General features: G+C 65.2%; 16 protein-coding genes. 10 read left to right on the top strand and 6 right to left on the bottom strand.

Annotated elements, in window-relative coordinates; translation table 11 throughout:
* The first annotated feature begins 32 nt into the window (after positions 1-32).
* A complete protein-coding gene (locus CKW39_RS12810; protein WP_095798507.1) occupies positions 33-785 on the top strand; it encodes a succinate dehydrogenase/fumarate reductase iron-sulfur subunit in 753 nt (250 codons plus the stop codon).
* A 60-nt stretch (positions 786-845) separates the two neighbouring features.
* On the opposite strand, the gene CKW39_RS12805 is transcribed toward CKW39_RS12810, so the two are convergent.
* Complete coding sequence (locus CKW39_RS12805; RefSeq protein ID WP_095798559.1) at positions 846-1430, bottom strand: LysE/ArgO family amino acid transporter; 585 nt, start codon at positions 1428-1430, stop codon at positions 846-848.
* A gap of 248 nt (positions 1431-1678) precedes the next feature.
* Between CKW39_RS12805 and CKW39_RS12800 the strand changes: the two genes are divergently transcribed.
* Positions 1679-2293, top strand: a complete 615-nt coding sequence (locus CKW39_RS12800) for a malonic semialdehyde reductase (RefSeq protein ID WP_095798506.1) — start codon at positions 1679-1681, stop codon at positions 2291-2293.
* Between the two features lie 89 nt (positions 2294-2382).
* Here the strand turns inward: CKW39_RS12800 and CKW39_RS12795 are convergent, their stop codons facing one another.
* The 3 genes from CKW39_RS12795 to speB all read right to left on the bottom strand — a co-directional run bounded on the left by CKW39_RS12795 (position 2383) and on the right by speB (position 5446).
* Positions 2383-2889 (bottom strand): MarR family winged helix-turn-helix transcriptional regulator, encoded by a 507-nt coding sequence (locus CKW39_RS12795; protein WP_095798505.1) that lies wholly within the window; start codon positions 2887-2889, stop codon positions 2383-2385.
* Between the two features lie 341 nt (positions 2890-3230).
* Positions 3231-4406, bottom strand: coding sequence for a PLP-dependent aminotransferase family protein (locus CKW39_RS12790; RefSeq protein ID WP_095798504.1), 1176 nt, complete (start codon positions 4404-4406; stop codon positions 3231-3233).
* A gap of 2 nt (positions 4407-4408) precedes the next feature.
* Positions 4409-5446, bottom strand: a complete 1038-nt coding sequence (gene speB / locus CKW39_RS12785) for an agmatinase (RefSeq protein ID WP_095798558.1) — start codon at positions 5444-5446, stop codon at positions 4409-4411.
* A 193-nt stretch (positions 5447-5639) separates the two neighbouring features.
* Between speB and CKW39_RS12780 the strand changes: the two genes are divergently transcribed.
* Both CKW39_RS12780 and CKW39_RS12775 read left to right on the top strand, forming a co-directional pair.
* Positions 5640-7085: a sodium:solute symporter gene (locus CKW39_RS12780; RefSeq protein WP_095798503.1), complete on the top strand. Its 1446-nt coding sequence runs from the start codon at positions 5640-5642 to the stop codon at positions 7083-7085.
* Positions 7082-8710, top strand: a complete 1629-nt coding sequence (locus CKW39_RS12775; protein ID WP_095798502.1) for a thiamine pyrophosphate-binding protein — start codon at positions 7082-7084, stop codon at positions 8708-8710. Before CKW39_RS12780 ends, CKW39_RS12775 begins: the two co-directional genes overlap by 4 nt.
* Before the next feature lie 234 nt (positions 8711-8944).
* On the opposite strand, the gene fdhA is transcribed toward CKW39_RS12775, so the two are convergent.
* A complete protein-coding gene (fdhA, locus tag CKW39_RS12770; RefSeq protein ID WP_095798501.1) occupies positions 8945-10168 on the bottom strand; it encodes a formaldehyde dehydrogenase, glutathione-independent in 1224 nt (407 codons plus the stop codon).
* Between the two features lie 211 nt (positions 10169-10379).
* Here fdhA and CKW39_RS12765 point away from each other — a divergent pair, with 211 nt between their 5' ends.
* Together CKW39_RS12765 and CKW39_RS15640 are read left to right on the top strand one after the other, a co-directional pair.
* The gene (locus tag CKW39_RS12765; protein ID WP_095798500.1) at positions 10380-10802 is read left to right on the top strand and encodes a hypothetical protein; all 423 of its coding nucleotides are present in this window, start codon (positions 10380-10382) and stop codon (positions 10800-10802) included.
* A gap of 37 nt (positions 10803-10839) precedes the next feature.
* Positions 10840-13317, top strand: coding sequence for an alpha/beta fold hydrolase (locus CKW39_RS15640; protein ID WP_095798499.1), 2478 nt, complete (start codon positions 10840-10842; stop codon positions 13315-13317).
* Here the strand turns inward: CKW39_RS15640 and CKW39_RS12755 are convergent.
* The gene (locus CKW39_RS12755) at positions 13274-14581 is read right to left on the bottom strand and encodes an acyltransferase (protein ID WP_254049413.1); all 1308 of its coding nucleotides are present in this window, start codon (positions 14579-14581) and stop codon (positions 13274-13276) included. The genes CKW39_RS15640 and CKW39_RS12755 overlap by 44 nt on opposite strands.
* 194 nt (positions 14582-14775) lie before the next feature.
* Between CKW39_RS12755 and CKW39_RS12750 the strand changes: the two genes are divergently transcribed.
* The 4 genes from CKW39_RS12750 to CKW39_RS12735 all read left to right on the top strand — a co-directional run bounded on the left by CKW39_RS12750 (position 14776) and on the right by CKW39_RS12735 (position 19522).
* Positions 14776-16359 carry a sensor histidine kinase gene (locus tag CKW39_RS12750; RefSeq protein WP_095798556.1) on the top strand — a complete coding sequence of 528 codons (1584 nt, stop codon included), beginning with the start codon at positions 14776-14778 and terminating at the stop codon, positions 16357-16359.
* Positions 16360-16363: 4 nt separating this feature from the next.
* Positions 16364-17020 (top strand): response regulator transcription factor, encoded by a 657-nt coding sequence (locus CKW39_RS12745; protein WP_095798498.1) that lies wholly within the window; start codon positions 16364-16366, stop codon positions 17018-17020.
* A gap of 9 nt (positions 17021-17029) precedes the next feature.
* Positions 17030-18235 carry a DUF4097 family beta strand repeat-containing protein gene (locus tag CKW39_RS12740; RefSeq protein WP_143470005.1) on the top strand — a complete coding sequence of 402 codons (1206 nt, stop codon included), beginning with the start codon at positions 17030-17032 and terminating at the stop codon, positions 18233-18235.
* A 102-nt stretch (positions 18236-18337) separates the two neighbouring features.
* Complete coding sequence (locus CKW39_RS12735; protein ID WP_254049412.1) at positions 18338-19522, top strand: MFS transporter; 1185 nt, start codon at positions 18338-18340, stop codon at positions 19520-19522.
* Positions 19523-19609: the final 87 nt, after the last annotated feature.

Below are 19609 nucleotides of genomic sequence, written 5' to 3'. Positions count from 1 at the left end.
GCGTTGTCCAGCAGCATGCGAGGAGACCGACTGTGAAACTGACCATTGATGTGTGGCGGCAAGCCTCCGACGAAACCGACGGCAGATTCGTCTCGTACACGGTGGACGACGCCGCGGCGGAGATGTCCCTGCCGGAGCTGCTGGATCGACTCAATTCGCAACTGGTCGAGGAGGGTGAAGACCCCATTGCCTTCGACACGGACTGTCGCGAGGGAATTTGCGGCACGTGTGGCATCACGGTGGACGGCATCCCTCACGGACCGGAGCCGCACACACCCATGTGTCGTCAGCACCTGAGGTCGTTCTCAGACGGCGCGCACATCCGGATGGAACCGTTCCGGTCCTCTGCGTTCCCGGTGGTGCGCGACCTAGTGGTGGACCGTTCCGCGATGGACCGGGTGGTTGCATCGGGTGGATTCGTGTCCGTTGACGCGGGCACCGCACCGGATGCGGACACCCGCCAGATCCCCTTCGACATGGCCGAGCGGGCTCTGGATTTCTCCGCGTGCATCGGCTGCGGCGCGTGCATTGCGGCGTGCCCGAACGGATCCTCACACCTGTTCACCGGTTCACTGCTGACCCACCTGGCCACACTGCCTCAGGGAAAGCCGGAGCGCGGACGGCGTGCGCGCGGGGTCGTGGAGTCCGCCGAAGAAGAGTTCGGGCCGTGCTCGGTTTACGGTGAATGCGCGGAGGTCTGCCCCGCTGGCATTCCCTTGTCCGCCATCAGTGCCGTGAACCGTGAGGCCGCCCGCGCCGCCGTGCGGCGGAACCGGGATGACTGACGACTGTGCCTAGGCAGCCGTGCAAGTGGACAGTTTGACCCCGTGGCCCAGTCCGAGTGATCAGACCGCTGGGCTCAACGCCAGCTTCAAGGCAATAGCCAACATGACCACGCCCACCATGATGTCCACGATGCGCCAGGTCAGCGGGGTATTCAAGACCCGGGACAGTGCCTTGGCACCTGCCCCCAGCGCGATGAACCAGATGACGGACCCCGTAATGGCTCCGGCCGAAAAGACCCAGCGTTGATCGCCCTGCTGATTGGCAAGGTTGCCCAGCATGATCACGGTGTCCAGATACACGTGGGGGTTCAGCCAGGTCAGGGCCAGCGTTGTGAGCACCACGGATTTGAGGGAGCCGCCACCCTCCTTCGCGGCCTGCAGGCCCTGCGGTTTCATGGCCGAGCGGAACGATTGAATCGCGAAGCCCACCAGATAAATCACGCCACCCCAGCGGAAGATCTCGAGCAACCACGGCACGCGTTCAATCAGGAACCCGATCCCGGCAGTTCCCACGGAGATCAGGAACACGTCCGAGGCGATGCAGATGAGCACCACGGCCCACACGTGCTGACGACGAATGCCTTGCCGCAGAACGAACGCGTTCTGGGCACCGATCGCCACGATGAGGGCCAGCCCGGTCAGCATGCCGGGGATGAAGACGGAAGTCACTCGACCAAACTAGACCCTGCCCGTGACCACCGAAAACCCACCGCGGCGTGCTTCGTCACAAACGGGTGAATGGCCATCAGACCAATCAGTGACGTTACCTTCCTTACATCCGCAACACATCGGCAGTCTGCGCAGTTATACTTTCCGACGAAACAATTTCTCGGAAGGTGCGCGTGCGTCGTCGGCGTGTGTGCCCGAACGAGAGAACGACGAGAGGACGCTAGATGACTGAGACCGCAACCGCTGATCTGACCGTGGCCATCGACCAGGACGCCGTGGATCGCTTGTTCTGCGATGCCCGCACCGCGAGCCACTTCACGGACGCCCCCGTGACCGATGAGCAGAAGCGCACCATCTACGAGCTCACCAAGATGGGCCCCACCGCGTTCAACTCCCAGCCCATGCGCATCACCTGGGTCGAGTCCCCCGAGGCCCGCGAGCGCCTGGTCAAGCACATGAGCCGCGGCAACCAGGAGAAGACCCGCAACGCGCCGCTGACCGCCATCCTCTCCTACGACGAGAACTGGCACGAGCACTTCCCCGAGTTCCTGCCGGCCGCCCCGCACATGAAGGGCATGTATGACGAGAACGACGACATGCGCATCACGAGCGGCAAGGCCAACTCCCACATCCAGGTGGGCTACTTCATCATTGCCGCCCGCATCGCAGGCCTGGCCGCCGGCCCCATGACCGGCTTCAACCCGGCCGGCGTGGATGAGGAGTTCTTCGAGGGCACCGGCAAGCACTCCATCGTGGTCGTCAACCTGGGCACCCCGGTTGAGCCCGAGTACGCACGCAACCCGCGCTTCGACGCCGAGGACGTTACCGAGACCATCTGATTCTCAGTACGCAGAAAGCGAGCCGGACCCGCCATTGAGGCGGGTCCGGCTCGTTTTGTCTTCGGCGCAGATCATGCGTTGAATCCAGATCAGTCCCGGCGAACTCCCGGGCGGGGCTGGTGCTCCCCCGTCATACCGCCGCGCGGGCTGGCGAGTTTCTCGAGAACGGGCATGGCGGCGTCGAGCGCGGCCAGTTCTTTGTCATCCAGCCGCGCAAGAACCTTGGCAACCACCTCGTTGCGGTGGCGATCTTCTGCCGCGATCACGTTGTGGCCGCGGCGCGTGAGCTTCACGAGAACAGCGCGAGCATCGGCAGGGTCTGGCTGACGCTCCACCAGGCCGGACTTCATCAAGCGGTCGACGCTCTGCGTTGCGGTAGGGGTACGGACTCCGAGGTTCGCTGCAATAGTCGTCATGCGGACCCCGCCGTCTGTCAACATGGACATGAGGCTGATCTGCTGACTGGTGAGTTCCCGCGTGTTGTCCATGCGCCGGAGGAAAAACACCCCGTGACGCAGTGCCGTTCTAAGCTTCTCAGCGCTTTCAAGGGGCGCACGGCCCAGGGACTGGCTCTCAACATCGGGAGTCTTATCCATAGTTAGTTAAGCTAACTTATTCTGCGGAAAGTAGCAAGTTCCCAAGGGGGCTCGTGCGGTCTAGATTGTGGCCATGACCTCGCACAGCACATGCTATTTCGACACCTTCATCACCGTCTCGCCGGACAGCGCCGCCACCGCGGGTGAACCGGTCACGGTTAAAGCGGCCATGCGATCCAAGAAGCGCTGAGTGAGGAAAGTGCAAGCAGGAAATCTCGTGGGAGGGAAGTGTTGAAATCGACGAAGATTCCAGCATTTCCCTCCCCTAAGCCTTACTGCCTGCAGTTCCCTCACACCAGACTCAAGGGTCCGGTGAATCGCGGTGGAGGTGGCGGTCTGACTTACAAAATCTGCGCCAGCCGCTTCACACCTTCCCGGATGCGCACGGGCGAGACACCGGAGAACGCGAGCCGCACGGCGTCGGAGGGACGTCCGTCCGAGTAGCACGCGGAACCCGGCACCAGAACGACTCCCTGCTCGATCGCGTCCCGCAGCAGATCGTCCTTCTCCGCCAACCCGGGCACCTTGACCCACGTGAAGAAGCCACCGGTCGGCTCGGTCCAGTCGGCACGCTCGGGCATGAACTCCTCCAGCGCTGTTTTCATGGCCTCCCACCTCTCCCGGTAGAACTCCACGGCCCGGCCCAGTGCTGGTTCCCACTGCTCCGACCCGACCCACGCGGTGACCAGCGACTGCGCCAGATTGGACGGGTGGATCACCACGGATTCGGCGGCGATCTGCAGCCGCCCCCTGACTTCCGGGGGTGCCACGAGCCATCCCACGCGCAGCCCCGGGGCAAAGATCTTCGAGAAGCTGCCCAGGTGAATTACGTGTTCCGGGTCCATGCCGTGCATCGATGGCAGCGGTCCGGAGCGGTCGAAGGACAACAGGGCGTAGGGATCGTCCTCCACGATCATCACGTCGCGTTCGGCGCAGACACGCACCAATTCACGACGTCGCTCGGTCGGCATGGTCACGCCGGTCGGGTTCTGGAAGCTCGGGATCACGTACACGAACGGAACCCGTTTGCCCTCCGCAGCCAGCTCGTCCAACGCGGTGGCCACGTGCTCGGGATCCAGTCCGTGGTCGTCGAGCTCCACATGCCGGACGTCCACCTCGTACGCGCCGAAGACTCCCAGCGCGCCCACATAGGTGGGACCTTCCGCGAGGATCACGTCACCGGGATTGCAGAACAGCTTGGTCACCAGATCCAGCCCGGCCTGCGATCCCGTGGTCGGAAGCACGTCAGCGGCGGTGATGTCCGAACCACCCCGGGACATGAGGTGCACGACCAGGTCTCGCAGCGGCGTCGTCCCCGCGCCGGAACCGTACTGCAGAATTTCCCCGGCCCGTTCGGCCAACAGGGAGGAAGCCAGCGCGCCGATGTCCCCGCCCGGCAACACGGACAGATCGGGATTGCCGCCTGCCAGTGAGACCACGGACGGGTCCATAGCGGTTTCAAAGACGGCGCGCACCGGCGAAGGCCGGAACTCCGCCGCGCGTGATGCGAATTCCATGGTCACTCCCCCTCGCCGTAGCGTGCGCCGGAGATGCCGTACGCGGGGCCGTCCGGAGCGGCGTCGGGACCCAGGCTGATGAGCGTGATCAACTCGTAGACCACGTGAGCAGCGGCGATGCCGGTGATCTCGGCGTGATCGTACGCGGGGGCGACCTCCACGACGTCGCACGCGACCACGTCCAGACCGCGCAAGCCACGCAGGATCTCGAGGACCTCGCGGCTGGTCATGCCACCCGCCTCGGGAGTACCGGTGCCAGGTGCGTGGGCGGGATCCAGGACGTCGATGTCCAAGGACACGTAGAGCGGGCGGTCGCCCACGCGCTCGCGCAGGGCCTGGACCACGGCGTCCACACCGGAGCGCATGACGTCCGCGGAGGAGACGATCTCGAAACCGAAGGACGAATCATCCTCCAAGTCCTTGGTGCCGTAAAGGGGACCGCGGGTTCCCACGTGCATGACGGCGTCCGTGTCGATAATGCCCTCTTCGAACGCGCGGCGGAACGGCGTGCCGTGCGTGAACTCTGCACCGAAGTAGGTGTCCCACGTGTCCAGGTGCGCGTCGAAGTGCAACAGCGCGATCTTGCCGTGCCGCGAATGCGCGGCACGCATCAGGGGTAGCGCAATGGTGTGATCGCCGCCGATGGCCACGATCTTGGTGTCCGAACCCATCAACTCGAGCGCGCCGGTTTCAATGGCCGAAATGGCGTCCTTGATGTCGAACGGGTTGCCGACCAGGTCGCCGGCATCCGCGACCTGCAGGCGCGCGAACGGCGAGTGGTTCTGAGCCGGATTGTAGGGGCGCAGCAGCCGCGAGGATTCGCGCACGTGATTCGGCCCAAAGCGCGCGCCGGAACGGTACGACACTCCGGAATCGAACGGGATTCCCACCACGGCAATGTCCGTGTGATCGACCTGGTCCGTGCGCGGTAGTCGGGCGAACGTGGCAGGCCCCACCCACCGCGGAGTGAGCGCCGCATTGACCGGCCCCACGCGTTTTTGCCCGTCAGCCGTGGTTTCCACGATGCGTTCCGGTTCCACGGATTCTCCCTTCTTCCCGAGGATCGCTCGGGACACCACACGCTCCGGGGGCAACCAGGATGTGGTCGGCTCGGAGACCCGGCAGTGATATTTTTTGTGACCTAGTGCATAAACCCTATGCCCTGTACCCGTTTCGCGAGATCAACCCCTCACGCAACAGCTGCCCCCGCCATCTCCCGAGGAGAACCCCTTCATGAATGTGCTTGTCATCGTGCTGTACCTGGTGGCCATGGTGGTCATCGGCCTGTGGGCGGCACGCCGAGCCAAGACGGCCACGGACTATCGCGTGGCCGGCCGTCGACTCGGCCCCGGTCTGTACACCTCCACCATGGCGGCGGTCGTTCTGGGTGGCGCGTCCACCGTGGGCGGCGTGGGTCTGGGCTACCAGTACGGCATTTCGGGCATGTGGCTCGTGGTCGCGATCGCCACAGGCTTGGCGGCGCTGAGTCTCTTCTTCGCGGGACGCATCCAGTCGCTCAAGGTCTTCACGGTCTCGCAGATGCTGCAGTTGCGCTACGGCGACCGCGGCGGTGCGAGCGCCTCGTCATTCGTGATGCTCGCGTACACGCTCATGATTTCCGTGACGTCCACGGCCGCGTACGCCTCAATCTTCTCGGTGCTCTTCCCCATTTCCCGCCCCTGGGCCATCCTGTTGGGCGGTGCCGTGGTGATCGCCTACTCCGTGCTGGGCGGCATGTGGTCGATCACCCTGACCGACCTGATGCAGTTCGTGTTCATGACCATCGGCATGTTCCTGATCCTGCTGCCGTTCTCACTCTCCGCCGCCGGCGGCATCAACGGGCTGACCGAACGCCTGGACGCCACCTACTTCGACTGGGGTTCCATGGGCTTCCAGGCGATCATCACGCAATTCGTGGTCTACGGATTTGGCATGCTGATCGGCCAGGACATCTGGCAGCGCGTGTTCACCGCCCGCTCCCCGCAGGTCGCGCGCTGGGCCGGCCTGGGCGCGGCCGCCTACGTTGCGCTGTACGGCGTGGCGGGTGCGCTGATCGGCACCGCCGCGGCGGCCGTACTGCCCAACCTGTCCGTTCCGGAAGAGGCGTTCGCCGCCATGGCACAGATGCACGCCCCCGCCGGCCTGGGCGGTGTGGTGCTCGCTGCCGGCGTGGCGGCCATGATGTCCACGGCCTCCGGCGCAATGATCGCGGCCTCCACAGTGGCTCGCGTTGACGTGATCCCCACCCTCAAGGGCCTGTTCGGAGCTTCTCATGACGACGTCGCTCGCGCCCGCTCCGAGGACGCCTCCGTCTTCAAGGACCGCGTCTACGTGGTGGTCGTGGGACTGCTGGTCACGTTCATCTCCATGCTCGTCCCATCCACCGTGGTGGCCCTGACCATTGCGTACAACGTGCTGGTCGGTGGCCTGTTGGTCGCCATCCTGGGCGGTCTGATCTGGAAGCGCGGCACCGCCATCGGTGCCGCGCTCTCCATGGCCGTGGGCTCTCTGGTCACCCTGGTGTCGATGGCGGTCTTCGGCGTGCTCGCCAACGCCCCCATCTACCTGGGCCTGTTGTCCTCCGCGCTCGTGTACGTGGTGGTGTCGCTGCTGACCAAGCGCACCTCGGCCGAGATTTCCACGGAGTGGTCGGAACGGATCAAGGAGGCCAAGTCTTGAGCGAAAACCCAGGCAACCAGGCGACGTCGTACCCTCAACGCACCGTGGCCCGAGCGGCCCTCGAGACCCTGCGCGGCTACGGGATCGACACCGTGTTCGGCATTCCCGGCACCCATTCTCTTGAGTTCTACCGGCCGCTGCGCGAGCTGGGAATCCGAGCGATCACCACGCGGCACGAGCAGGGCGCATCTTACGGCGCGGACGGCTGGTCGCAGGTGCGCGGGTTGCCCGGCGTGGTCATCACGACCTCCGGGCCGGGGCTGCTGAACTCGCTGTCCGGCGCGGCCACCGCGTACGCCGAATCGCGCCCCATGATCCTGCTGTCACCGGGCCGCCCGGTGGGTCAGGACTTCCGGGACATCGGTTCGCTGCACGAGACCAAGAACCCGTCCGCCGCGGTCAACGCGATCGTGGGTCAGTCCCGCCGTGTGACGTCCGGGACAGAGGCCGTGACCATGATTCACGACGCCATGCGCGACTTCGCCCATTCCCGCCCCCGGCCCATCCACATCGAGATTCCGCTGGACATCCTCGAGGGCCCGGCGGACGTGCCTGCGTCCGCGACGGCCCCGCGTCCCCTGGGAGCGCCCCAGCCTGCACCGGCGTCCGACGTCGCCGCGGCGGCTGCTGCTCTCGCCGCAGCTTCTCGTCCGGTCGTCCTGGCCGGTGGTGGCTCGTTGGCCGCGGGTTCTCAGTTGTTGGAACTGGCCGAGCTACTCGAAGCTCCCGTCATCACCACGACCAACGGCAAGGGCGCGATTCCGGAGAAGCACCGGTTGTCCCTGGGCGCGGATCTGAGGTTGACCACGGCACATTCATTCCTGCGCACCGCCAACGCGCTCTTGGTCATCGGCTCCAAGGTGGGCGAGGCCGAGCTGTGGGGCGGCGACATCACACCCCAGGGGCCGATCATCCGCGTGGACATCATGCGCGACCAAATGCTGTGCAACCTCACGCCGGACATCGAGGTACCGGGCAACTCGGCCGCCGTGGTGGCGCAGCTACTGGAGGCCTTGCGTGCGGACGATGGGAGCGACGTCGGCGATCGAGAGGCACCGGACCTACGCGAAGTCTTCGACGCCATGGACAACGAGGGGCGCCAGTGGGCGCCCGACCTGGCCGCGCTCAACGAAACCATCATGGACGTGGTCCCGGACAACACGATCATGGCCGGCGACTCGTCCCAGGTGACGTACATGGGATCCACCACGTTCTTCCGCGCACCCACCCCGCACTCGCTGCTGTACATGGGCACGTACGCGACGCTGGGTTACGGCCTGCCCGCCGCGATCGGCGCCAAGTTAGCCGCACCGGACCGCCCGGTGGTGTGTCTACTGGGCGACGGCGCCCTGATGTTCAGCATCCAGGAGCTGATGACCGCGGTGGAACTCGAGCTGGATCTGCCGATCATCTGCGTGGACAACGGCGGGTACGGCGAAATCCGACAGGGCATGGTCGACCGTGACATCGACCCGCTGGCCGTGGACCTCAAGCAGCCGGACTGGGTGCAGCTCGCGGAATCCTTCGACGCGACCGGGTTGTCCGCGACCATGGACAGCCTGGCTTCATCCGTGGAGCAGGCGCTGAGCATCTCCGGGCCGAGCCTGGTGCACCTGCGGATCTGAAGCCGGGCCCGGGGCGCAGCCTGGTCGACGCTAGGACCGCGTGCTCTGGTTGCCCCGACACCGTCGGTAGGCGGGTCGACGGTACGGCCCACGCCCCGGGACCGTCTACAAACTAATTGACGTTAACGCCTTGAAACCCGGAAATCCGGGTCCCAAGGTCGATCAGATTGCGAGGTGGCGCACGCAAGGGTCGTAACGTCGATCAGCGTGCGACCGCGAGGTTCTGGCGGCTCCCTATGCCGCAGACGCCCCCAGGTATCCGTTGGGATCCAGAACGAACTTGGTGGCCGCGCCGTGGTCGAACTCGGCGTAGCCCTTGGGCGCGTCCTCTAGCGGAATCGCCTTGGCGTTGACCGCCTTGGCGATGTGGATGCGGTCGTACAGGATGGCCATCATCAGCTGACGGTTGTACTTCATGACCGGACACTGACCAGTGGTGAAGGTCAGGGACTTCGCCCACCCGGTGCCCAACGACAGTGACAGGGAGCCCTTCTGCGCGGCTTCGTCGATACCGCCCGGATCGCCGGTGACGTAGAGCCCCGGGATACCGAGTTCACCACCGGCCCGGGTGATCTCCATGAGGGAGTTGAGCACGGTTGCGGGCGCCTCTTCAGCATCCTTGCCGTGGCCCTTCGCCTCGAAACCGACAGCGTCAATGGCACAGTCCACCTCGGGCACGCCCAGGATCTGCTCGATCTGATCCTGCGGGTCGCCTTCCGTGAGATTGATCGTTTCGCACCCGAAGCTGCGCGCCTGCGCCAGGCGGTCATCGTTCATGTCAGCCACGATGACCACGGCCGCACCGAGCAGCAACGCCGACGCCGCCGCGGCCAGTCCCACGGGTCCCGCGCCGGCGATGTAGACCGTGGAACCAACCGTCACTCCGGAGGTCACGGCACCGTGAAACCCGGTGGGCAGAATGTCCGAGAGCATGGTCAGGTCCAGGATTTTCTCAAGGGCTTGCTCCGGGTCCGGGAACTTCAACAGATTCCAGTCCGCATAGGGCACCAGCACGAACTGCGCTTGACCACCTACCCAGCCACCCATGTCGACATACCCGTAGGCGGAACCGGGGCGATCCGGATTCACATTGAGGCAGATGCCGGTTTTGCGTTCCTTACAGTTGCGGCACCGACCGCAGGAAATGTTGAACGGGACGGAGCAGATGTCGCCGACTTTGATGAATTCGACGTCCGGCCCCACTTCAATGACTTCACCGGTGATTTCGTGGCCCAGGACCAAATCCTGAGGCGCCGTGGTTCGACCGCGCACCATGTGCTGATCGGAACCACAAATGTTGGTGGCGATGGTTTTCAGAATCACCCCGTGGGGAACTTTTCGTCCCACGTTGGCCGGATTCACACCCGGACCGTCCTTGAGTTCGAACTCTGGATAGGGCGTGTCGATGACTTGAACCTTGCCTGGACCTTCGTAAGCAACCGCTCGATTGTCGGCCATGACGGATCATCCTCCTGATGAGCTACGCATGTGCTTCTCAGTGACTTGGATCACATAAGGTCCACTTCATGCTAGCAGTCACGTCCGCGGTCCCGGCGGCCTCATGCAAACGTATTGAGGCATCGCTCCTAGTTGGGTAACACTTGACGAATTTGCCTTCACAAACGCGAACAGTGCAGACAAAGGCATGGATGTCGGTCATGGTTAATTCATGAACCGTCCGTTCACATCCATTCTTGAGAAGATTCTCAACTTCCGCAGTAGCGATCCAGAGGTGTTCCTGGTCTTCCAACAGCACCCGGAGTCTTCGGATGCTCCGCTCGTGGCAGTGACCCGCACCGAGTTCGATGCACGCTCCATCGAAAAGCAACAACTCTCTGTTCGCCCCACGTACCGCGTCATGTGGGAACGGTTCACCGTTCCGGACGCGCCCGCCGTGGGGGACGGCGATCAGCTCTTCATCGTGTTCGAGGGCAAACGGACTCGCCACTCCCACGTCTCCGCGGATCGCAATCCGGCACCCCTGGGAGTCTTCGCCACAGAGAAGGCTGCCCGTGAGGTCAAGGGAGCCAAGTACCTCCGCACAGTGACAGTCGGCTGGCAAGACCTCAGCGTATGGGACCACCTGGACTGATCATGTAAATCGCAGGAACACTTGCTATTCATGAACCATGTCCACGGACGCTGAGCACTTCGACATCCTGATCATCGGTGCAGGTCTGAGCGGAATCGGTGCTGCGTGCAAACTCCGGCGGGGGCATCCGCACAAGAGCATCGGCATCCTGGAATCCCGTGATGCCACCGGCGGCACGTGGGATCTGTTCCGCTACCCGGGGGTGCGTGCGGATTCGGATCTGTACACCTTCGGGTACGAGTTCCGACCGTGGACCGGACCGCAGTCCATTGCCGAAGGCCCCGCCATCCTGCAATACATCCGCGACACCGCTCACGAATACGGCGTGGACGAGCTGATCCGCTTCAACCAGCGCATGGTCGCCGCCGACTGGTCCTCCGAACACAGTCACTGGTGCGTCACCGTGGAACGCACCGCCCGGGCGGCACCCACGCAAGGTGACAGTGCGGCGTCGTCGACGCCCCAAGAACCCACTGGAACGGGCGAATACCTGGAGGTCACTGCCTCGTGGCTGTTCAATGCGACCGGTTACTACCGCTATGACCAGCCGAACGAACCCGACATCACGGGACTGAGGCAGTTCGGCGGCACCGTGATCCACCCGCAGCTGTGGCCCCAGGACACGGAGGTGACGGGCAAGAACGTGGTGATCATCGGCAGCGGTGCCACCGCCGTCACCCTGCTTCCGTCGCTTGTGGAGCGGGGCGCGAACGTGACCATGGTGCAGCGCACGCCCAGCTACATCATTCCCGTCCCCAAGGAGAATCAGCTGGCCAAGGCGCTCAAGCCGAGACTCGGTGAGGAGCGGACCTCGCATCTGGCGCGCGCGGTGGCCACGCGCCAGCAGCGGTTCCTGTGGAAGACCAGCAAGATCGCGCCGCACCTAGTCAAGGGCGCAATTGCTGCGGTCAACAAGTCGCAATTGCCCGACGACGTCTCCGTGAAGGAACACTTCAACCCGCCCTATAAACCGTGGGATCAGCGCGTGTGCGTGGCACCGGGCGGGGATTTCTACCGCGCCCTCAAGTCCGAGGCGGGACACGTGGTCACGGGCACCATAGACGAAATCACCGAGACCGGCGTGCGCATGGAGAGCGGTGAGGACATCTCCGCGGACATCCTGATCACCGCCACGGGATTCAACGTGTTGTTGTTCGGTGGGGCCCGCTTCAGCTTGGACGGCGTACCCGCGGACCTCACCGAGAAAATCGCCTACCGCGGGGTGATGCTGAGCGACATGCCCAATTTCGCGTTCGCGATCGGGTACACCAACGCGTCCTGGACGCTCAAAATCGGTTTGCTCGTGGATTGGTTCTCGCGCTTGCTCGCACACATGGACGGAATTGGCGCCGCCTCCGTGCGACCGCTCGCGCCGGAGGGCCTCAAGACCAAACCACTACTCGACTTCGACGCCGGGTACGTCCAACGCGCCCTGGACGGCCTCCCCAAGCAAGGCACCCGCAGCCCATGGCTCATGTCCATGAGTTATCTGGCGGACCGTCGCGAACTTCGGTCACGGCCCGTGGTCGACGAGTTCTTGCGGTTCGACGACGCCGCCGCCCCCGTTCTTCAGGAACTCCCGACCTTGCTCGCGGGGCCGGGAGATTCGGGCGCGGAGGAAATCATTGATCTCGGTGACGGCCGCACCATGTGCGTTCGCATCGATGGGCCCATGGACGGCCCCGCGGTCATCATGATCACCGGCCTGGCCTTCGACCTCACCGCGTGGCCCATCTCGTTCGTGAAGTCCCTGGTCACAGAGGGGTTCCGCGTGGTGCGCATCGACAACCGGGACGAGGGCCGCTCGTTCCGCGCCACCTCCAAGGCCCCTTCGGCGCGGCAGCTCCTCAGTGGTGACCTCCCCGAGGACCAGTACACCGTGGAGGACATGAGCGAAGACGTCGCGGACACCATGCGAGCGCTGAACATCGAGCGAGCGGACCTGATCGGTTTCTCCCTGGGCGGGATGATCGCGCAATCCTTGGCCGCTCATCATCCGCCGCTGGTGCGCCGGCTCGTCTCCATTTGTTCAACCACCGGCGATCCCCAAGTCGGCACCACCGCGACCTCCACCGCCGCGATGCTGATGCTCCCGGGAGCGCCAAATCGCTCCGTGTACATCAGGGGCCGCACGATCATCGGACGGCACCTGGCGGGGCCGGGGTACCCGATCGATGAAGCCTACGAGGCCCAGTTGGCCGCGGCCCACTGGGATCGATCGCTCAACCCGCACGGCGAATCGGCGGCCATGCGGCGTCAGATCGGAGCGATCCGTGCGTCAGGAAACCGTGCGGAGGTGCTCTCGGACATCGCCGCGCCCACACTGGTGATTCACGGCGACAAGGACAAGATCGTGCGCCCTGATGGCGGGCCCGCGACCGCGGAGGCCATTCCGGGTGCCACGTTCATCGAGATCCCCGGCATGGGTCATCAGTTGCATCCCGCGCTGATGCCCACCCTGCTCGGGTACGTCAACGAACACCTCGTGGCCCCGGCACAACGCCCCACTTCATGATGACCAGGCACACCACGGATCCCGCAGCACCCCAGAGCACCAGGGCCGGAGTCAACAGAGTGACGATCTCCAGCAGCGGCGGAACCACCGCGCAAATCAACCCGACGAGGACGGCCAGCGGTGTCAGCCGTAGCTTGCCCCACGGCTTGGCCGAGGCTCGCTCCACTCGGCGCAACGCCGTGGCCACGGCCAGCACGGCCACCCAGCACAGCACAGCGAGCGGGATCCGCAACAACCACCACTGCGCTGAACCGGGAACCGGATCGTAACCTCCCGCGAAGAACCACGCGGCCATCACCAGGATGATCACCGGTAGGTGCCACAGGTAAATGGTCATGGCACGGGTTCCCACCACATACGTGACCGCCTGAGCGGGCCGCCAGTGCATGAGTCGGTTGAGGGCCGGGGTGAACACCTGCAGCAGGCACGCTTGGGCCAGCCCCAACAACACCATGCACACCGTGGGCGGGTTCAGGTTGGTGAGCATGTCCGGGGCATAACGCCCTGAGAACACGCACACGGCCAGCAGCGCGTAGCAAGCGGCGACGATCAGAAGCAGCGTGAGCGTGCCGCGGGCCGCAAACCATCCGTCCGCCCGGAAGAACCCGAGTTGCTGAATGAGCGGCCACACGAACAGCATGTTCAGCAGCCCCCACCACTGCTGATCCGTGGCCATCCGCAAGAGATCCACTGCGACCACGCACGAGAGCAAGAACCAGCACCACACCCAGCCCATGCGTTCGTGCAATTCCAAGAAGGCGGGCGCCAGCGCTTGCGCGATCAGATACGCCGCCAAGAACCACAGGGGCATTCCCATGCCGGACAGCGCGAACGTCACGAGCTCTTCGCCTACCCCGAGCGCCAAGGCCGCCATGGCGCTGATCGCGAAGACCAGCCACAGCACGGCCGCCGGTTGCATGAGTCGCAGCGTGCGTTCCCGCACGTATTCCGCCGGTGCCGCTCCCCTGGCCCGACACCGCCGCAGCGCCCCCGCCGTGGCTACGCCACCCACCACGAAGAACAGCGGCATGACCTGCAGGATCCACGTGGCCCACCAGTACCAGGTCTGTTCCTCGGGGACCAGCACGGAAACGAGTTCGCCGGTGTCCGGATCCGCAGTGAGAGTGACCATGAGCAAATGAATGAACACCACCGCGATCACGCATCCCACGCGTGCAGCGTCCGAGGCGAGGTCACGGTCCGCGAGCGCCACGGAGCCATTGGCCCGGGTGGGGGCGGAGTGGGTCTGAACGCCGTCGCTCATGAGCATCAGTGTATGCAGGTACACACGTGTGTTGGAGGAAGCCGCGCGTTGGTGGAGTGAGATGACGCCGCTCGCTTCGACTTCACTGGCCGCCTCCAACGCGAGCCCGAACGCCGGAGGTGGGGAAAACCCCACCCCGACTCGGTGGCTAGCTCTGGCGCGGAAAACAGGGGCAGAACCGTAGCGTTATGGACATGACCACTCCAGACCCGCGCCCGACTCCACCGTGGGAACCCACGGAAGCGATTCCGGCAGATACGCAGCACACCCGCCCCTTGCCGCCGCACGGAACTCCGCAGCCTCCACAGCCGCCGCAGTCTCCGGCTCCTTCACGCGGCTCTTCTACCGTCTCCCATGACTCCGTAAGCGAGTGGAGCACCTTCTCTCCCAAGACCATGTTCTTCGGAGCCACGGACCTGGTCATCGACGCACTACTGAACTTCTTCTGGATCATCGTGATCGGCACCCTGATCTTCACGGGTGTCGCCATGATCCCCGCGGTGGGTCTGGGCCTGCTGGTCCTGGCCGGAACCGTGTACGTGATCTGGGCGGCGGTGTGGCTGGAACGGCGGCGCTCGGCGTCGTCGTTCGGCCTGGACCTGCGTGACCCGCAGCGGCGCCGCACGCCGCGCACGGACTGGGTGCGCGTTCCCCACCAACTGTGGTTGGACGCGACCGACAGCTCCATGTGGCTGGGTTTCCTGCACCTGATCCTCACGTTCATCCTGGGTGCGCTGGCCGTGTTCTCGCTCGTGACCATTGGCGCGGGCATCGTGGGCGCGTTCTCGCCGCTGTTCGCTCCGGAGAACTCCATTGCGCAGCGCTTCTTCACCCCGGTTCAGGGGTGGCCCGAATGGACCGGCGTGCTGGCAAGCATTCTGGGCCTCCTGATCGGCGTAGTCCTACTGGCCCTGCTCACCCTGGCCCACCGCGGCCTGTCCGCTACCCTGCTGCGGATGAGCGAGTCGGCAGCTCTCCGCCGCGAGGCCGCCGAGGCTCGCCGCCAGGTCGAATACGCGACCGAGGCCCGCGAATCCGCGGTCCGCGGCGCCCACACCGAACGCTCCCGCATCGAACGCGACCTGCACGACGGCGTTCAGCCCCAGCTGGTGTCGGTGGCCATGAACCTCTCGATGGCCAAGTCGCGCATCGACACCGACCCCGCCTACGCCAAGGAACTCGTGAGCGAGGCGCACGGAACCACCAAGGCCGCTATCACGGAGCTCCGCCGCCTGGCGCGCGGTTTCCACCCGGCGGTTCTGGAGGATCGCGGGCTCGACGCCGCCATCTCCGCGGTTGCCGCTCAGGCCCCGTTCTCGGTCAACGTGAACGTGAACGTCCCCCGACTGACGCCCGAGACCGAGGCCGCCGTGTACTTCGCGGTCTCCGAGTCCCTCACCAATGCCATCAAGCACTCCGGTGCCCGCACCGCTGACGTGGCCGTCTCCATCCAGGACGGTGACATCCCAGGCACCTCCACCGTGGTGGCGGGAATCCGCGACTACGGCCGCGGCGGCGCACGGGTGGTACCCGGTGGTGGCCTGTCCGGCATCGAAGACCGGATCCGCTCCGCGGGCGGCCAGTTCTTCTTGAACTCCCCCACGGGTGGGCCCTCCGAGGTCATCGTGCAGCTCCCGCTGAACACACCGGCTCGCACCGGCACCAGCGCCAACGCCAACCAACCGGACCGTCACGACTCCGACAGCAACGAGTCCGACCGCAACGTGCGGTCGGGCAGCCGGGCCGCGAGCGACGTCGTCGAAAATCAAGGAGCGTGACCCCGTGCGTATCGTGATCGCCGAAGACGCCGTGCTGCTGCGAGCCGGCCTGGTCCGTCTCCTCACCGACGCCGGCCACCAAGTGGTCGCCGAAACCGACACCGCCGAGGGTCTCGTGAAGGCCGTGGAGGAACACCGGCCGGACTTTGCGCTGGTGGACGTGCGGCTCCCACCGTCCTTCACGGACGAGGGCATTCGCGCCGCGGTCCTCATCCGCTCCGCGCACCCGCAGGTGGCCGTGCTCGTGCTCTCCCAGTACGTGGAGGAGCGTTACGCGTCCGAGCTGATTGCCTCGCGCCGCGAAGGCCTGGGTTATCTACTCAAGGACCGTGTGGCGGACGTGGACCAATTCCTGGAATCCGTGCAGACCGTGGGCGAGGGCGGAACCGTCCTGGACCCCGAGGTGCTGACCCAGATTCTGGTGCGCTCCCGCCAGCGTGAGGACCTGGAACTGCTGTCGCCCCGCGAGCGCGAGGTCCTTGGGCTGATGGCGCAGGGCCTGTCCAACGCGTCCATCGCCACGAATCTGTACCTGACCGAATCGGCCGTGGAAAAGCACATCGGCTCGATCTTCATGAAGCTCGGGGTGACGTCAGCGTCCGGCAACCGCCGTGTGCTGGCCGTTCTCAAGTACCTGGGCTACCCGGACCACTCCCTTTAGGACACCGCCATGAGCACACATTTTCCTCCCTCCCAGCCCGACGGCGCTCCCCACGGATCGCCCGAACCCTCACCCCGGGTGCCTTACGATTCCTCGCGCGCTGCGGGACCGCACCCCACCAACCCGCCCATCAACCGAGGTCAGCGCCGCGGCTGGAACACAGCGACCGGCATCATCGGCGGATTGGGTGCGCTGACCCTGTTGGTGGGCGGCGCGGGTGCCGCAACAGCCGCGGTGATGACCCAGGAACGCACCGACACCTGGACCGCTTCCTCCGAGGCCTCGAAGATCGTGGTGGATTCGGACAGCGCCAACGTTCGCGTCCTCACGAGTCCCACGGTCGAGAACGTTGAGGTCAAGTGGCAGGAATTCGGCTGGGGCCTGGGCGACCAGCGTGCGCCCCAGGAATCCGACGGCGTGATCCGCGTGGACGCAGCCGAGCAGACCTCGCGGTGGAACAGCGCCATCAACAACATCGAGATCACGGTGCCGGAGAGTGACACTGACACCTCCCTCGACCTCACCGCGGAACACGGGCTGGTGCATGTGACCGGTGCGTTCGATGAGATCACCGCCACGTCCAAGTTCGGCTCCGTGAGTGCGGATTCCGTCAAGGCCTCAGTGATTGACGCCCGAACCACCAACGGTCAGGTGCTGCTGGACGGCATCGAGGTCAGCGACCGGTTGGACGCCCACACCCGCAACGGTTTCACCTCGGTGCGGGCATCCGGCGAGGCACCGAAGCAGAGCTCAGTGACTGCCGAGTCCGGGGTCTACGAGCTCAAGCTGCCCACCGCCGACTATTGGTACCCGGCCAGCTCCCAGCAGGGTTTCGACGACCCGCGCTCCCCGGAGACGGTCACCCCCGATCGCAGGCAGTGGAACGATTCGTTTGACTCGCGCTTCGACAACGACGCCGCTCCCTCGCCTTCCGTGAGCCCGTCGGCTTCCGCGAGCGCGTCGCCGAGCGCCGGGGCCTCGAGCAAGGCCAGCGCGGCGCCGTCGAACTCCGCGCGTGACGAGAACGGAATCGCAACCGCCTGGACCAGCCAGGACGCCTGTGAAACCGCGCCCGATGGCCGTCCGTGCTTGTTCGTTGCGGGTGAGCCGGCGAGCGCGCAAGACAGCGCGGACATGCGCTACTGGCGCGAAGAGTGGAGCTCCGCCTACGACGAGGCCATGTCGGAGAACCCCTGGGAGTTCCGGAACAACTAGCTCGTTACCGTCAGCACCCCGCACGGCCAGCGGGCCCGTTCCTCCAGGTGAGGTGCGGGCCCGCTTTCACGTCGTATTGACTCAGGCCATACGCTGGTTCCCGTGAGTCCATCGCGCATCCTCAAAGCCCGCATCGCCGTGTCGCTGCTGTTCCTGACCAACGGTGCGATTTACGCGAACCTGCTGCCGCGGCTTCCGGAGATCAAGGACATTTTCGAGCTGACCAACGCGATGTACGGGCTGGTGCTGATCGCGCTGCCCATCGGTGGTGTGGTGGCGGGGCCGTTACCCGCGCCGATCATCCGACGCTTCGGAACCGCCCGAGCTGCCGCCGTGGGATCCGTACTCCTGGCGGGTTCAGTGTTTTTTGCGGCCTCCATTCCACACGTGGCGGTGTTCTTCGTGGGGCTGCTGCTGGCGGGTGCGTTGGACGCCGTTGTCGACACCGCTCAAAATGCCCAGGGTCTGCGGGTGCAACGTTTGGCCGGAGTCTCGATCATCAACTCGATGCACGCCCTGTGGAGTGTGGGTGCCGTGCTGGGCGGGCTCATGGGCACCGCGGCGATCGCGCTGCACTTACCGCTGCCTTTGCACCTGGCGCTCAGCGGCGTCCTGTTCGCGGCGGTGGCCCTGGGTGCCATGCGGTTCTCCCTCCCGGACAGTCACGAAGTTCCCGCGGAGGTCATGACGGATACCGCTGGCGTGCCCATCATCCCCGCGGGTGCGGGCAAGGCGCTGCTGGCGCTCGTGCCTTTCGCTGTGATTGCGATGTCCGGGGTGTTGGTCGAAGACATCGGCAACAACTGGGGTGCCGTGTATCTTCGTGACACTCTGGGCGCTCCGGTGACCGTGATGGGTTTCGCCTACGTGGTGATGGTGAGTGCGCAGTTCATCGGACGGCTGCTGGGCGACCGGATGATCAATGCCTTCGGGGAAGTGAACATCACGCGCTTCGGTGGTGCCCTGATCTTCCTGGGCATGGGCACCGTGATCATCGCGGCCAACGTTCCCATGGCCCTGGTGGGCTTCGGCCTGGCCGGTTTCGGTTGCGCGACCCTGGTGCCCAGCGCCTACGCCGCGGCAGACCGCGCTCCCGGGCTGAAACCCGGAACCGGACTCACCCTGGTCAGCTGGAGCATGCGCGTGATCTTCCTGATCTCGCCTCCGCTGGTGGGTGCTCTGGCGGACTCCGTGGGGTTGCGACTGGCCATCCTCTTCGTGCCTCTTATGGGCCTGTTGGCGATCGTCTTCGCCCGGTCGTTGCGGATCCGCGGCAGGGGCCGCTAGCTCCCCGCCGCTAGTCCGCTGTCCCCACCGCGCCTCCAGCCTCCAGCCTCCAGCCTCCAGCCTGAGTTAAGGTTCCCTATTACGTTT

It is taken from the genome of Kocuria sp. WRN011 (assembly GCF_002295155.1).
Lineage (GTDB): Bacteria > Actinomycetota > Actinomycetes > Actinomycetales > Micrococcaceae > Kocuria > Kocuria carniphila.
The sequence above is the reverse complement of the archived record's forward strand: the minus strand, read 5'-3'. Positions and strand labels throughout refer to the sequence as shown.

Coding starts and splice junctions, on each gene's coding strand:
- CKW39_RS12805 (WP_095798559.1), bottom strand. CDS start 1,430: ATGCTGACCGGGCTGGCCCTCATCGTGGCGATCGGTGCCCAGAACGCG.
- CKW39_RS12800 (WP_095798506.1), top strand. CDS start 1,679: ATGACTGAGACCGCAACCGCTGATCTGACCGTGGCCATCGACCAGGAC.
- CKW39_RS12795 (WP_095798505.1), bottom strand. CDS start 2,889: ATGGATAAGACTCCCGATGTTGAGAGCCAGTCCCTGGGCCGTGCGCCC.
- CKW39_RS12790 (WP_095798504.1), bottom strand. CDS start 4,406: ATGGAATTCGCATCACGCGCGGCGGAGTTCCGGCCTTCGCCGGTGCGC.
- CKW39_RS12780 (WP_095798503.1), top strand. CDS start 5,640: ATGAATGTGCTTGTCATCGTGCTGTACCTGGTGGCCATGGTGGTCATC.
- fdhA (WP_095798501.1), bottom strand. CDS start 10,168: ATGGCCGACAATCGAGCGGTTGCTTACGAAGGTCCAGGCAAGGTTCAA.
- CKW39_RS12765 (WP_095798500.1), top strand. CDS start 10,380: ATGAACCGTCCGTTCACATCCATTCTTGAGAAGATTCTCAACTTCCGC.
- CKW39_RS15640 (WP_095798499.1), top strand. CDS start 10,840: ATGTCCACGGACGCTGAGCACTTCGACATCCTGATCATCGGTGCAGGT.
- CKW39_RS12755 (WP_254049413.1), bottom strand. CDS start 14,581: ATGAGCGACGGCGTTCAGACCCACTCCGCCCCCACCCGGGCCAATGGC.
- CKW39_RS12750 (WP_095798556.1), top strand. CDS start 14,776: ATGACCACTCCAGACCCGCGCCCGACTCCACCGTGGGAACCCACGGAA.
- CKW39_RS12740 (WP_143470005.1), top strand. CDS start 17,030: ATGAGCACACATTTTCCTCCCTCCCAGCCCGACGGCGCTCCCCACGGA.